We start from the raw sequence: 14616 nt of genomic DNA, 5'->3' as shown, positions 1-14616 counted from the left end.
CCCTTCCGCCGTGCCCAGTCTTCCAGGTCGGCGGGCGTGGCGAGTCAGCGCCGCGCGACGCCGGGGTGGGTGACGAGATACGCCTCGAACGCCTCTGCCGAGGTCAGGGCCGGCGCGTACCCGAAGTCGCGCTTGAGCGCGTCGTTGGCGAGCACGGGCCGGTACCGCAGGAAGCCGACCTGCTCCGGTCCGTGCACCGTGAGGCGCAGCATCCGTCCGATCCGCAGGGCGAACGCGAGAAGGCCCGCCGGGACCGTGACGACCGGCTTCCCGAGGCGCCGCGCGATCTCGTGGACCGTGACCCGCCCGTCGCCGGCGAGGTTGTAGATGCCGGGCGGGCCGCCGGTGGCCGCGCGCGCCATGGCCTCGGCGACGTCGTCGACCCACACGAACACGAAGGGGGACTCCGAACCGCGCACGCCGAGGATCGCCGGGCCGTCCCACAGCGCCGTGATCTGGTTGCGCACGGTGGGGCCGAGGATCGTGCCGATGCGGAACACCACCTGCTCGAGCTCGGGGTGGTCGGTGCGGTACTCGGCCAGCATCTCCTCGACGAGCCGCTTGTGCCGCGCGTACGGGAACTCGTCGTTTCCCCGCACCGGGTCGGACTCGCGCAGCCACTCGGGACTGTCGGCGTGGTAGCCGTAGGCGGCGCCCGACGACGACACCACGATGCGGCCGACGCGTGCCTCGACGCACGCCTCGAGCACGTGACGCGAGCCGTCGACATCGACGCGGTACTCGAGGTCGTGGTCGCGCCCGGGATTCACGATGGCCGCGAGGTGCACCACGACGTCGATCTCGTGTCGCTGCAGCAGCGCGACGAGTCCCGACGCGCGGGTGACGTCGCAGTCGTCGTAGACGACTCCTTCGAGGGGGTGCTCGGGCGGTCGCACGTCGCCCGCAACGACCAGCTCGACGTCGTCTCGCTCCACCAGGGCCGCGGCGACGTGCGATCCGAGGAATCCCGCCCCGCCGGTCACCAGGACGCGGGTCACGGCGCGGGCTCCGGTGCGCCCGGCACCGCGTCGCCGGTGGACTCCGCCGCGTGCCGGGTGGCATCGCCCTTGGCCGACCCGGTGCGCCGCCGCGTGTGCCGCGCCCACAGGGCCGCCACGATGAGGCCCGCGATGATGTCCCAGATGCCCCACCAGCCGGCGACGATCGCCATGCCGCCGAGGCCGCCGAAGAACGCGAACACGAGCCCCAGCCCGAGCCCGGCGTTGCGGATGCCGACCTCGAAGGTCATCGCCTTGCGCTCGCGGGTGCCGAGGCCGCCGGCGACGGCGGTGCCGTAGCCGATCGCGAGGGCGACAGCGTCGTGGACCGTGACGACCAGCACGATGATGCCGAGGAACGCCACGAAGTACGCCCAGTTTCCGGCGAGCGCTGCGACGATGAACCCGACGAGCGCGAGCAGCGAGAACCACTTGACGTACGGCTGCACCTTCACGGCGAAGCCGCCGAAGCGGTGGCGGATGAACAGACCCAGGAGGAACGGCAGCCCGATGATGAGGAAGATGTCGAGCAGCATCGCCCAGGCGTCGAGCTCGACCGCCTCGAGCAGCGTCCGCGCCGTCGGATGCAGCGAGCCCCAGAACGCGACCGACAGCGGCAGCGCCACGATGTAGAGCAGATTGGCCACCGCGGTCATCGACACCGACAGGGCGACGTTCCCACCCGACCGGTGCGTGAGCACCTGCGAGATGTTGCCGGGCGGGCAGCACGCCACGAGGATCATGCCGAGCGCCATCGAGGGCGTCACGGGCAGGATCAGCGTGAGCCCGAACGTCACGGCGGGCAGCACGACCAGCTGCGCGAGGATCGCGATGACGAACGGCTTCGGCTTGCGCGCGACGGCCTTGAAGTCGTCGACGGTGGTGTCGAGCGCGATGCCGAACATGATGAGCCCGAGCACGACGTTGAGGATCACGAGCGTGCCGGGCGTGAAGTTGAGGACGACGTCGTCGGGATTCACGCGGAGACCTTCCGGGTGCGACGGTGCCGGGTCGCGGCATCCTTGCGGTCACTGTGTCTCGACAGGCTCGACAACCGATCGAAGGGGCCGCGCCGGGGCGCCTGCGCCGAGGCATCCGTCCGCAGTCCTTCGATGGCCGCGCGCACAGCTCTGCGGTACGCGGTCTTGTTGACGTAGTACGACATGCGCTCCAGGCCGAGATAGCGGTAGCCGCCGGTGAGGTCGGGCCACGGCTCGTGCGCGACCCGCTCGCGGAAGGCGGCCGCGCGCTGCGGGTGGTGTTCGAGGGCCGAGAGGTATGCGGCGACGAGCTCGGCCTGCTCGTAGCGGCCCTGCCAGCCGATGCCCGACGCTTCGATCATGCCGATGACGTACAGCCCGTTGAACGAAGGCGGGAAGACGTTGAGGTAGAGGCGGGGCGACCAGCCCGTCCAGTTGAGGTCTTCGCGGGCGACGAACGGGTAGTCCAGGGTGTAGCCCGTCGCAAGCAGCACCACGTCGTACTCGCCCGACGCGCCGTCGCGGAAGTGCACGGTGCGGCCGTCGAACCGGTCGACGTCCGGGCGGATCCGCAGATCGCCCTGGCCGAGGTGGTTCAGCACCATCGTGTTGACGATCGGATGCGACTCGTACAGCTTGTAGTCGGGCCGGGGGAAGCCGAACCGGACCGGATCGCCGGTGAATGCGCGCAGCACCCGCCGGTCGACGAACTGCTTGATCGGGGCCGGCAGCGGACGGCCCTGGTCCAGTGTGTCGGAGGGCCTGCCGAAGAGGTACCGCGGCACGAAGTAGTACCCGCGCCGCACGCTCATCTCGACCGACGCGGCATGGTGCACGGCATCGACGGCGATGTCGCAGCCCGAGTTGCCGGCACCGATGATGAGCACGCGCTTGCCCGTCAGCGCCGTTGCGGACTTGTACGCGCTGGTGTGCAGCAGCTCACCCGTGAACTCGCCGCGGAATGCGGGAACGTTGGGCTCGGCGAGCGTGCCGTTGGCGAGGATCACGCCGTCGTACCGCTGCGCGATCGCGTCGCCGGTGCCCGCGTCCGCATCGCCGGTCCCGCGGCTCGCCGAAGGTGCGGCACGCAGCATCCAGCCGTCGCCGTCCCGCTCGAGCGAGGTGACCTCGGTGCCGAAACGGAACCGCGCGGTGAGCCCGAAGTGGTCGGCGAACTCGCGGAAGTACTCGATGAGCTCGCGGTGGCCGGGGTAGTCCGCGCGCGAGCGCATCGGGAACTCGGAGAACTCGGTCGTGGTGCGCGACGAGATGAGGTGCGCCGACTCGTACATCGTCGAGCGCGGGTTCTCGATGTCCCACAGGCCGCCGACTCCGCGCGAGGCCTCGTAGCCGTCGAACGCGATCCCGGCCTTCTGGAGGGCGCGCGCCGCCGAGAGTCCCGACGGCCCGGCTCCGATGATGGCATACCGGCGCTCGCTCATGCGTCCCTCATGTCCGTCTCCACACTTCGTCGTGCCGACCCCAGGCAACGACCCTAGGCCCGGAGCGGGCGGGAACAGAAATCCGCCCGCCAGGCGTCGCCGGACCCGCCGGGCCGGCGATCTTCTGGTCGCTCAGCCCAGCGGTGCGGCGAACCCGTCGAGGAGCGACGTGAGCGCGTCGCGCATCTCGTCGTCGGAGATCGTGGGGGTCCCGTCGCCCGCCTGCGGCCCGTAGTCGCCGAACGACGAGTGCGCAGCGCCCTCGATGACGTCCATCTGCGCGTCCGCAGGCAGGAGAGGTCGCGCCTCCGCGATCTTCTCGGGCGTCGACAGTCCGTCGGCGCTGCCCGCGATGCCGAGGACCGCGAGCCCGGAGTCGCCCAGGTCGTTCGAACAGTACGACGCGAAGAGCGCGAGGGCATCGGCATCCGTCGCCAGCTGACAGGCGCGGACCCCGCCGAGGGAGTGCCCGCCCACGATCCACGTTTCGACCTCCGGCGCGAGGTCGGTGAAGGTCGTGAGCGGCCGGACGTCGAAGAACGCCAGATTCAGCCACGGTCTGGTGATGACGACGGTCATGCCCGACTCGACCGCTCCCGAGAGCTTCGAGGCGTACGCCCTGGGATCGACCTTGGCGCCCGGGATGTACACCAGTCCCACGTCGCTCGAAGCGCCGGCAGGAGCCAGCACGATCCCGGCCGGCGTGTCGGTGATCTCGATCGCGGGGTCCGCGAGCACGTCGTCGAGCGGCCCCTGCTCGGCCTGGTACACGCCGGCCTGGCTCCAGATGACGATCCCGGCGATCGCGAGCACCACGACGGCAGCGACCGCTCCGAGGATCCACCACAGCACCCGGAGGCCGCGCCGCCGCGGCCCGGATGCGGGCACAGGCGTGTCTGTCACATCACGACAGTAGCCCGCCCCGTCAGACTCCGAGCTCGGCCTGCCGAGCCGCGACCACCGCCGCCACGGGCGCGAAGAGCGGGTGCTCCGGGTCGAGGCCGGTGACGGATGCCGTGACCGCCGCCGCGTCCTGCTCGCGCAGCATCCGCTGCAGGTCCACGGACTGCGGGTCTTCGGAGTCGTCGAACGCCAGTGCCGCCCCCATCGCGTCGACCAGCGCGTCGACGCCCAGCCCGCGCTCGGCCGCCTCGGCCGCAGGACCGACGAACCGCTCGTGGCGCGAGAGCTTGCGCAGCGGTTGGCGTCCGACCCGCCACACCGTGTCGGGGAGCGCGTCGTTCTGGAACCGGCTCAGGATCGTCGCGCGGTACACCGCGAGGTCGCCCGCGTCGAGTCCGTGCTTGGCCTCGAGCAGCGCCGAGGTCTCTTCCAGGGCCGCCTCGACACGTGCCGACAGCTCGGGATCGGCGAGGGCCTCGGCGATCGTCTCGACGCCCGCCCGGGCGCCGAAGTACGCGGTCGCCGCGTGCCCGGTGTTGACGGTGAAGAGCTTGCGCTCGATGTAGGGCGCGAGGTCGTCGACGAAGTGCGCGCCGGGGATGTTCGGCGGCTGGTCGCCGAACGGCGGCCGCTCGATCGCCCACTCGAAGAACGGCTCGACCGTGACGTCGACGCCGTGGCCCTCCGGCTGCGCGGGCACGATACGGTCGACGGCGGTGTTGGCGAAGACGGCGCGCGACGAGAGGGCCTCCCACGCGTCACCGGCGATCTCCGCGATCTCGTCGCGCAGCAGGTCGGTGGCGTTGATGGCGTTCTCGCACGCCATGATCTGCAGCGCAGGCGATGCCGGGTCGCGCAGTGCGAGCCCCGACATGACCAGCGGCGCGACGAACTTCAGCACGGTCGGGCCGACCGCAGTGGTCACCACGTTCGCGGTCGCGATCTCGTCGATCACCCGGTCGGGATGCTCGGCGCTGTTGAGGGCGCGGAAGCCGGTGACCTCGATGTCGCGTCCGCCCGCGCCCACCTCGTGCACGGTGTAGCTGCTCGCCGCGTTGATGGCGTCGACGAGCGGGCCCGCGACATCCGAGAACACCACCTCGTAGCCGCCCTCGTGCAGCAGCAGCCCGACGAAGCCGCGGCCGATGTTGCCGGCGCCGAAGTGGACGGCCTTCATCACACGCCCGCCGCCGACACGAGGGAGAACAGCTCCTCGGGAGTCTGCGCCGCCTTGAGCCTGGCCACGTCGTCCTCCTCCGAGAACAGGATCGCGATCTGCGACAGGATCTCGAGGTGCTCGTCGCCCTTGCCGGCGATGCCGACGACGAACGTCACCGGCTCGCCGCCCCAGTCCACGCCGCCGTCGTAGCGGACGACCGACAGCGCCGACTCGAGGATCGCGTTCTTGGTCTCGTTCGTGCCGTGGGGGATCGCGAGCTCGTTGCCCATGTAGGTCGACACGGTCTGCTCGCGCTGCAGCATCGCGTCGAAGTACGCGCCCGTGACCGCTCCCGCCGCCTCGAGGATGCCGGCGGCCTCCTTCATCGCCTCCTCGCGCGTGGCGCCGCCGGAGTGGATCCGCACCTGTCCGAGGGTCAGTACGTCCTTGGCCATGTCTGTCGCCTTTCGTCGAATTCCGGATGCCGCGGCGCGGCGCCCGCACGGAGGCGGTGGGACCGGGGGCGTGTCGCCTGCCCGGCCCCACCGCTGTCTCAGCGCCTAGGCACCATCCTGGTGCTGGGAACGGACGAGGTCCACGACCTCGTCGTACTTCGGCGAGTTCATGAAGTTGTCGACCGAGACATGCACCGCGTCCGGCGTCTTCTGCCGCGCCCGGTCGGTCAGCTGGTTCTGCGTGATGACCAGGTCGGCCGAGGCATCCAGCGCCGCGATCGCCTTGTTGACGACCGTGACGTCCTCGATGCCCGCCTTCTTGATCTTGTTGCGCAGCACGCTCGCACCCATCGCCGACGAGCCCATGCCCGCGTCGCACGCGAACACGATGTTGCGGATCTCGCGCTCGGTCATGACCGCCGGCTCGACACCGCCGTCGGCCTGCGTCGCCGCGCCGCCGCGCATGCCGCTGAGGTGCTCCGACGACTTGCCCTTGGCCGCCTCGGTCTGCGTGATCGCCGCCCCGAACGCGTCGTCGGTCGCCGCCATCGCCTCGAGGTCGCGCTTGCGCGACGCCCGCAGGATCACCCACGCGATGAGGAAGGTCACGGCGGCCGACAGGATCACCGAGAGGATGACTGCGACGTACGCTCCCGTGGCCGTCTGTGCGAGGACCGCGATGATGCTGCCTGGAGCCGCGGGCGCGCGGAGCGCGCCGCCCAGGAGCATGTTCGTGGTGACGCCGGTCATGCCGCCCGCGATGAGCGCCAGGATCAGGATCGGCTTCATGAGCGCGTACGGGAAGTACACCTCGTGGATGCCGCCGAAGAACTGGATCACCGCCGCACCGGGCGCGGAGGCACGCGCCGCGCCGAGGCCGAAGAAGGTGAACGCCAGCAACAGGCCGACACCCGGGCCGGGGTTCGCCTCGAGCAGGAACAGGATCGACGAGCCGTCCTCGGCCGACTGCTGGATGCCCAGCGGGGTCAGCACGCCGTGGTTGATGGCGTTGTTGAGGAAGAAGACCTTGGCGGGCTCGATGAGGATGCTGGTGAGAGGAAGCAGGTTCACCTCGACGAGCCAGTTCACGGCGTTCCCGAGCATCTGCATGAGGCCGTTGACCAGCCAGGCGATCGGGTAGAACCCGACGACCGCCATGACGAAGCCCCAGATGCCGGCCGAGAACATGTTGACGAGCATCTCGAAGCCCGCCTTGATCTTGCCCTCCCACAGGCTGTCGAGCCACTTCATCGTGTAGGCCGCGATCGGAGCCAGGATCATCGCGCCGATGAACATGTGCACCTGGCCGAGCGGCTTCTCACCCTCGGCGAGCGCCGCGTTGAAGTTCGCGACCAGGAGGTCGGACCCCGCGATCGCGCCCATGGTCGCGATGACCGCGACCACGCCACCGCGCACGTTGTACACGATGCTGCCACCCGTGTAGGCGATCAGCAGCGGCAGCGCGTAGTGGATGAACGGCCCGACGATCGTCGCGAGGTCCGCGTTGGGCGTCCACCCCACATCGATGAAGAACGCCGTGAAGATGCCCCACGCGATGAGCGCGGGGATGTTCGGCATGATCATGCCGGAGAGGAACGTGCCGAAGCGCTGGACTCCGACTCGTGCTCTCGACCCGCCGCTGGTGGCAGGTGCAGACGCCGTTGTCATAGCTGTTCTCCTTCTACTTTGTGGTTGCTTCTACTTGTCGGCTGCGGCCGGGGCCGCGGGGTTCGTCATCCGCGTCGCGGCGCGCTCGGCCGCGACGCGGGCGGATGCCGCGTCGGACGCGGACAGGGCGGCTGCGGCGACCTCGCGAGCGTCGTCGAGAGTGTGCTGCAGCAGGGTGGCTCGCACGTCGGCGAGCGCAGTCGGCGCCATCGACAGGCTCGTGGCGCCCAGACCCACCAGCACGACCGCCAGCAGCGGATCGGCAGCGGCCTCGCCGCAGATGCCGACGGGCTTGCCGTGGGTGCGGCCGGCGTCGCCGACCTCGCGGATCAGGCGCAGCACCGCGGGGTGCCACGGGTCCTGGAAGGCCGCGACCGAGCCGAGCAGGCGGTCGGCGGCGAGCGTGTACTGCGTGAGGTCGTTCGTGCCGATCGACGCGAAGTCCGCGTGCGCGAGGATGCGGTCGGCCAGCAGCGCCGAGGACGGCACCTCGACCATGACCCCGGCGGTCCTGATGCCGTAGTCGCGCGCGATGTCGACGAAGTACTCGGTCTCTTCGACCGTCGCCACCATCGGCGCCATGACCCACAGGTCGGCCCCGCCTCCCGCGTGGGCGCGGGTCGCGGCATCCGCTTCGGCGAGAGCGGTGAGCTGCTCGCGCAGGATGTCCTCGCTCGCGCGCAGCGCGCGAAGGCCCCGCAGTCCCAGTGCCGGGTTCTCCTCGTGCGCGTCGTTGAGGAACGGCAGCGGCTTGTCGGCCCCGGCGTCGAGCACGCGCACGACGACCTTCTTGCCGGGGAACGCGGCGAGCAGCTTCGTGTACGCCTCGCGCTGCTGCTCGACGGTCGGCGCCTGGTTGGCGCTGAGGAAGAGGAACTCGGTGCGGAACAGGCCCACGCCCTCGGCGCCGAGGGCCACGGCGTCGGCCGCCCCGTCAGCGTTGCCGAGATTGGCCAGCAGCGGCACGGCGGTGCCGTCGGCGAGCGCCCCGTCGGTGATGGGGGCGGATGCCGCAGCCGCACGGTCCGCCGCGCGACGGTTCGCCCGGTCGAGCTCGTCGGCCGTCGGCGCGGTCGTGACGACGCCGGCGGCGGCATCCACGATCACGGTCTCGCCGTCGCGGAGCCCGGTCGCCTCGACGGCGCCCACCACGGCGACGATCGACTTCTCGCGCGCCAGGATCGCGGTGTGCGAGGTCGGCCCGCCCTCGGTGGTCACCAGCGCCAGCACCTTGTCGAGGTCGAGCAGGGCGGTGTCGGCCGGCGCGAGATCCTTCGCGACGAGCACGAACGGATGCCCCGGATCGGGCACTCCCGGAGCCGGCACGCCACGCAGCCGCGCGATGACGCGCTGGGCGACGTCGTCGAGGTCGGCCGCGCGCTCGCCGAGGTAGCCGCCGAGGGCCGTCAGCTGCTCGCGGAACGACGCGAACGCGTCGAACACCGCGAACTCGCCCGTCCTGCCCTGCGCGAGCCGCGCGTTCACCTCGTCGGCGAGCGTCGGATCCTCCGCCATCATCGCCTGCGCCTCGAGTACCTCCTGTGCGGCGCCGCCCGCCTGGGCACCGCGCTGCTCGAGCTCGCGTGCGACGGCGGCGACGGCATCCGTCACGCGCGCCTTCTCCTCGTCGGCGCTGAGCGTGCTCGGCGCGTCGGACGGGGCCGGAAGGGGCTCCGCCATGCGCGCGACGGGGCCCTGGGCGACGCCCAGTCCGATGCCGACTCCTCGAAGCTCTGCCATGGCCGTCACTGCGCGTCGTGGTCGGTGGTCAGCAGCTCTGCGAGCCGGTCGAGCGTCGCTTCCGCGCCGTCGCCGTCCGCAGTGAGGGTGACGTAGTCGCCCTGCTCGACGCCGAGTGCGATCACGCCCAGGATGCTCGCGGCGTTGACCGGGCTGCCGGAGTCCTTCGCGATGGTCACCGGGATGCCGGCATCCTTCGCCGCCTGGGCGAACATCTTCGCGGGGCGTGCGTGGAGTCCGTGGGACGAGCCGATGCGGACCGTGCGTGAGATGGGTGGCATGTCGTGACCTCTCTGTCGTGGCTGGCGGGTCTGGTTTCGTGTCATTCGGGTGGGGCGTCCGCGGCCGGAGGCGGCCCCCCGGGGCCTCCGACCGCGGCATGCACCAGGTCGAGCGTGCGCGTGCCGTCGAGATCCCGGAAGATGTCGGACGGCAGCAGCACCACCGTCGTGCCCCGTGCGGCGGCATCCCGCTCGATGCGCTCCAGCGCATGCGCGAGGTGCGGACCGACGAGTACGACGTCGGCGGCATCGAGATCGATCGGGAGCGACTGCTCGGTGCCGGCGAAGGCGGTGTAGGCGAGGCCCCGGTCGTGTGCGGCGTGGCGCACGCGCTGTGCGACGAAGGTGCTCGAGGCACCCGCTCCGCAGACCACCAGGATCCTCATCGACCCGCCTCCTCGTGACCTCATTCTTGTGAGAACGCTGAGAGGGGACAACCAGTCCTTCTTCCGCGGGGGCGGAAACCGCCGCGCCGCACCCGCCGATCGAGCCGGCCTCTCCGAGTCGAAACGCCTCGGGCGTGCGTGCGCGCCCCCGTGGTTGACTGGGCATGTGACCCGAGCTCGACAGGACCGCCTGCTCGGCCTGCTCGTGCGCGACGCGGACTGGGTGACGGCATCCGCCCTCGCCGACGCGCTCGGCGTGACGCCCCGCAGCATCCGTTCGTACGTGACGGCGGTCAACACCCGCGTGGCACCGGGCGTCGCGGTGGAGTCGGGGCCTCATGGCTACCGGGCAGGACCCGATGCCGCGGCCGCCCTGCGCGCGGCGGGCGAGGCGGGCACCCCGCGCGACCGCCTGCACACGCTGGTGCGTTCGCTGCTCGACAGCTCCGACGGGATCGACGTTTTCGAGACGGCCGACCGGCTGCATGTGTCACCCGCGACCCTGGACGCCGACCTCGCCCGCGTGCGCGGCTTGCTCGGGGGCACCGAGCTGACACTCGAGCGCTCGGCCTCGCAGGCGCGGCTGCGAGGCACTGAAGCGGCGCAGCGCCGGCTGCTGAGCCGCCTGGCGCATGACGAGATGGATGCCGGATCCTTCGACCTCGCCGCTCTCCGGCGCACGCTCGGCGAGGGGTCGGTCGGTGCGCAGGCGTTCGGGCCGTTCAAGACCGACCTGGTGGCGCGGCTCGGCGAGCTGGGCTGGTTCGTCAACGAGTTCGGCATCGGCGACGTCGTGATGCACATCGCGATCGCCGCCGACCGCGTCTCGCGCGATCGCCCGCTGGCGGGCTCGGACGCCGACTCGCGGCCCGAGCAGGCCGAGGTCGCCGCCATCATCGGCGAGCTCGCCGAGCGCCATCTCGGGGTGCGGCTGGGCAGCGGCGACCTGCAGCACCTCGCGACGCTCGTGCTCACGCGCGTCGTCGCGCCGGGAGGGGCGCCCGGCGACACTCACGAGCACACGCGCGCGCAGCTCGAGCCCGAGGTCGAGCAGGCGGTGCGCGACATCGTGCAGCGCGCCGCGGCGGAGTTCCTCGTCGACATCGTGCACGAGGACTTCATTCTGCGGCTCGCCCTCCACGTGCAGAACCTGCGGCTGCGGGCGCGTGAGCGGGCGTGGTCGCGCAATCCGCTCACCCGGTCGCTGAAGTCGACGTACCCGATGATCTTCGAAGTCGCGGTGTTCATCGCCAACGGCCTCCATGAGCGCCTCGACATCCCGCTGCTCGACGACGAGATCGCCTATATCGCGATGCACGTCGGAGGCCGGCTCGAGCGCAGCAGGCGCGCCGACCAGCTGCTCACCGCGACGATCGTGTGCCCCGGCTACTACGAGCTGCACGAGCTGCTGCGCTCGTCGGTCGACCGCTCGCTCGGCCAGGCGATCGAGGTCGTCGGCGTCGAGACGCGCGTCGACCCCGACTGGGACACGATCGACACGGATCTCGTGCTCACCACGATCGACCCGGCCGTGCCGGGGGACCGCATCGTCCGCATCCAGCCGTTCCTCACCGACGCGGATGTCGAGCGCGTCCAGGCGGCCGCGGGCCGGGTGCGCCGCTCGCGCCGGCTGGCGCGGCTCCGCGGCGAGCTCGAGCGGTACTTCGAGCCGGCCGCGTTCGTGCGCGGTCTCGAGTCCGGGCTCGGCGAGGACGGCGTCATCCGCCTCCTCGGCGAACCGCTCATCGCGGCCGGGGTGATCGACGGGGACTACGTCGAACGCACGATCCAGCGCGAGCAGCTGTCGTCGACCGCGTTCACCGACGCGCTCGCGGTTCCGCACGCGCTCGGGATGACGGCATCCCGCACCGCCATCGCCATCGGCATCGCCGACCCGTCGATCCCGTGGGGCGACGGTCGCGTGCAGGTGGTGGCGCTCGTGGCCTTCTCGGAGTCCGACCGCGAGGCGTTCCAGACCGTGTTCGAGCAGTTCGTCGAGGTCTTCTCCGAGCGCGACAGCGTGCAGCGCATCGTGCGCCGCGCGACCTCCTTCACGGCCTTCCTCGACGAGCTCGTCGCCGTCATCGACGGCTGACCCGCGGCATCCTCCGCGCGCGGCGTCTTCGCGTGGCGCGTTCGCGTGGCGCCCTCGTGTGGCGCGCCACGCGGGCCCTTCGGGTGGCGCGACACGCGGGGTGACCGCGTCGATTCCGCGTGTTGTGCCACGCGAACGGCGGCGGCCCGGGGGTGTGGCTTCTTCGGGTGGCGGGACACGCGGGGTGGCGGTGTCGATTCCGCGTGTTGTGCCACTTGAGCCGCGGCGGGGAAGACGACGACGGGTGCCGGGGGCAGCGGTCAGCCGCGGCCGCCCGGGCGTGTGGCATCTTCGGGTGGCGCGACACGCGGGGTGGCGGTGTCGGTTCCGCGTGTTGTGCTACTTGAACCGTGGCGGCCCGGCGGCGTGAGGCCTCCCCGAACCGCAGGCGGCGGGGAAGGACGACGACGGATGCCGGGGGCCGCGGTCAACCGCGGGCCAGGCGCTCCTCGAGGCCGAGCTTCACCGCGGGCCACTCGTGGGGGAGGATCGAGAAGACCACGGTGTCGCGCAGCGTGCCGTCGGGGCCGAGGCGGTGGTTGCGCAGCACGCCGTCCTGCTTGGCGCCGAGCCGGGCGATCGCGGCGCGGGACTGGCGGTTGTGCCAGTGCGTGCGGAACTCCACCGCGATCGCGTCGCACGCCTCGAAGGCGTGTCCGAGCAGCAGGAGCTTCGCGGCGGTGTTGACCGCCGTGCGCTGCGCCTCGACGCCGAGCCAGGTGTGTCCGATCTCGACGTGCCGGTTGGGCTGATCGATGTTGCAGTAGGTCGTCGTGCCGACGACGCGGCCGGTGTCGAGGCGTCGTACGGCCCACGGGTTCATGTGGCCCTCGTCGCGCCACGCGAGGCGCTGCGCGATGTCGGCGCCGACGCGGTCCGGGCGCGGCACCGAGGTGTACCACGCATGCTCGAGGCCATCCGCGGCAACCGCGAGGTCGGCCTCGTGGTCTGCGGTGAGGGGCTCCAGCCGGACGTGGGCGTTCTCGAGGGTGACGGGCAGGGTCAACAGCACCCCTCGAGCCTAGAGCTCACATCGCCGTCTGCCAGATCGTCGAGCCCTCGGCACCGGCGACACGCCCGCCTCGGGTCAGGAGTCCTTCGCGTGCATCTCGGCCTCGACGACCGTGGCTGCCGCGGCGGGATCGGCCTCGGCCACCTGCGCCGCTCGTCGCGCGGCCGCGATGGCGCGCTGACCGGCCGGCAGCCACACCGAGAGGCCGACCACGACGAAGGTGAGGAGGCCGGCTGCCACCAGGAGCGCCTCGATCGGCACCACGTCGGCGAGGGGGCCGAACACGACCATGCCCACCGGCATCGCGACCGCCATCACGATGCCGACGAACCCGAACACGCGCCCCTGGCGCTCCGGCTCCACCGTCTCTTGCAGCAGCGTCATCGACGGCGTCGAGAAGAACGGCACCGCGAGTCCGACGAGGAACATGAAGCCGAAGAACACCCACACGTTCGGTGAGAGACCCAGGCCGATCGAGAGGGCGCCGAACACGAGCGATGACACCACGATCAGGCCGATGCGGCTGCGCTTGGCGAAGAGCGAAGCCACCAGGATTCCGCCCAACATCATGCCGATGCTGAAGGCGATCTCGAGCACGGCGAGGTTGACGACGTCCTGCGTCTCGCCGGCCGGGAACGAGCGCACCAGCATCAGCGGGGTGAGGTTCGACGGGGCGACCGTCAGCAGGAAGATGATCGCGAACAGCACGAGCAGCCACCGCACGAACGCGTGATGCGCGATGTAGCGCACCCCGTCGACGAGGTCGGCGAAGTAGCCGGTCTGCGCCTCGGCGGCCCGGCGGATCGTGCGCACCGGGATGAGGGCGAGGATGCCGACGCCGATGACCGCCGTCACGACGTCGATGAAGAAGATCGGAATGAGGGATGCCGCGGTGCCCCCGGTCGCGGTGGACGCCCACGCGTAGATCGCGCCCGCGGCGGCGGGGGCCAGCAGCGCCATGGCCGACTGGATCGACCCGTTGACGCCGTTGACGCGGATGAGGTTGCGGGTCGGCGCGATCTGCGGGATGAGGGCCGAGACCGCAGGCATCTGGATGCCGGCGCCCGCGGAGCGGACCGCCATCGTGGCGAAGATGAGCCACACCTCGCTGTAGCCGGCGATCATGATGAGCGCGAGCGTCAGCGTGGACAGGGCGATCGCCGCGTCGGCGCCCATGATCAGGTACTTGCGGTTGTGGCGATCGGCCCACACGCCGCCGAAGATCGACACCACCGCCTGTGGGAGGAAGCCGAAGACGGCCGCCATGGTCATCACGAGCCCCGACTGGTACGTGATGGTCAGGTACCAGAACACCGCGTACTGCACGAGCATCGACCCGAACAGGCTGACCGTCTGACCGCTCAGGAAGAGGACGACGTGGCGCAGCCAGTGCGGGGGATCGTCGACGGCGGCGGTGGCGGCATCCGTCTCGTTCTCTTCGTCGGCGCGCGCCATCCGTTGCTCCTCTTGCGATCCCGGTTCCCCCGTGCGTTTCCG

Annotated in this window: 13 protein-coding genes; 1 reads left to right on the top strand and 12 read right to left on the bottom strand. The window is 71.1% G+C overall.

The window, feature by feature from the left end:
• Positions 1-44: 44 nt before the first annotated feature.
• The 10 genes from IM778_RS12275 to IM778_RS12230 all read right to left on the bottom strand — a co-directional run bounded on the left by IM778_RS12275 (position 45) and on the right by IM778_RS12230 (position 10012).
• Positions 45-998 (bottom strand): SDR family oxidoreductase, encoded by a 954-nt coding sequence (locus IM778_RS12275; RefSeq protein ID WP_194409157.1) that lies wholly within the window; start codon positions 996-998, stop codon positions 45-47.
• Positions 995-1978, bottom strand: coding sequence for a bile acid:sodium symporter family protein (locus IM778_RS12270; protein WP_194409156.1), 984 nt, complete (start codon positions 1976-1978; stop codon positions 995-997). The genes IM778_RS12275 and IM778_RS12270 overlap by 4 nt, the downstream gene beginning before the upstream one ends.
• Positions 1975-3420 carry a flavin-containing monooxygenase gene (locus IM778_RS12265; RefSeq protein ID WP_194409155.1) on the bottom strand — a complete coding sequence of 482 codons (1446 nt, stop codon included), beginning with the start codon at positions 3418-3420 and terminating at the stop codon, positions 1975-1977. Before IM778_RS12265 ends, IM778_RS12270 begins: the two co-directional genes overlap by 4 nt.
• A gap of 132 nt (positions 3421-3552) precedes the next feature.
• Positions 3553-4323, bottom strand: a complete 771-nt coding sequence (locus tag IM778_RS12260; RefSeq protein ID WP_228484528.1) for an alpha/beta hydrolase — start codon at positions 4321-4323, stop codon at positions 3553-3555.
• 22 nt (positions 4324-4345) lie between these two features.
• Complete coding sequence (locus IM778_RS12255) at positions 4346-5500, bottom strand: mannitol-1-phosphate 5-dehydrogenase (RefSeq protein ID WP_194409154.1); 1155 nt, start codon at positions 5498-5500, stop codon at positions 4346-4348.
• Positions 5500-5937, bottom strand: coding sequence for a PTS mannitol transporter subunit IIA (locus IM778_RS12250; RefSeq protein WP_194409153.1), 438 nt, complete (start codon positions 5935-5937; stop codon positions 5500-5502). The genes IM778_RS12255 and IM778_RS12250 overlap by 1 nt, the downstream gene beginning before the upstream one ends.
• 105 nt (positions 5938-6042) lie before the next feature.
• The gene (locus IM778_RS12245; protein ID WP_194409152.1) at positions 6043-7605 is read right to left on the bottom strand and encodes a PTS mannitol transporter subunit IIBC; all 1563 of its coding nucleotides are present in this window, start codon (positions 7603-7605) and stop codon (positions 6043-6045) included.
• A gap of 30 nt (positions 7606-7635) precedes the next feature.
• Positions 7636-9345 carry a phosphoenolpyruvate--protein phosphotransferase gene (gene ptsP, locus IM778_RS12240; RefSeq protein WP_194409151.1) on the bottom strand — a complete coding sequence of 570 codons (1710 nt, stop codon included), beginning with the start codon at positions 9343-9345 and terminating at the stop codon, positions 7636-7638.
• 5 nt (positions 9346-9350) lie between these two features.
• Positions 9351-9626: an HPr family phosphocarrier protein gene (locus tag IM778_RS12235; RefSeq protein ID WP_194409150.1), complete on the bottom strand. Its 276-nt coding sequence runs from the start codon at positions 9624-9626 to the stop codon at positions 9351-9353.
• A gap of 41 nt (positions 9627-9667) precedes the next feature.
• Positions 9668-10012, bottom strand: a complete 345-nt coding sequence (locus IM778_RS12230; protein WP_194409149.1) for a PTS sugar transporter subunit IIB — start codon at positions 10010-10012, stop codon at positions 9668-9670.
• Between the two features lie 166 nt (positions 10013-10178).
• Here IM778_RS12230 and IM778_RS12225 point away from each other — a divergent pair, with 166 nt between their 5' ends.
• A complete protein-coding gene (locus tag IM778_RS12225; protein WP_194409148.1) occupies positions 10179-12107 on the top strand; it encodes a BglG family transcription antiterminator in 1929 nt (642 codons plus the stop codon).
• Between the two features lie 427 nt (positions 12108-12534).
• Here the strand turns inward: IM778_RS12225 and IM778_RS12220 are convergent, their stop codons facing one another.
• Together IM778_RS12220 and IM778_RS12215 are read right to left on the bottom strand one after the other, a co-directional pair.
• Positions 12535-13119, bottom strand: a complete 585-nt coding sequence (locus tag IM778_RS12220) for a GNAT family N-acetyltransferase (RefSeq protein ID WP_194409147.1) — start codon at positions 13117-13119, stop codon at positions 12535-12537.
• A gap of 75 nt (positions 13120-13194) precedes the next feature.
• Positions 13195-14574, bottom strand: a complete 1380-nt coding sequence (locus IM778_RS12215; RefSeq protein ID WP_194409146.1) for an MFS transporter — start codon at positions 14572-14574, stop codon at positions 13195-13197.
• Positions 14575-14616: the final 42 nt, after the last annotated feature.

It is taken from the genome of Microbacterium cremeum, assembly GCF_015277855.1.
GTDB lineage: Bacteria > Actinomycetota > Actinomycetes > Actinomycetales > Microbacteriaceae > Microbacterium > Microbacterium cremeum.
Note: the sequence above shows the minus strand (reverse complement) of the source record. Positions and strands in the feature narration are given on the sequence as shown.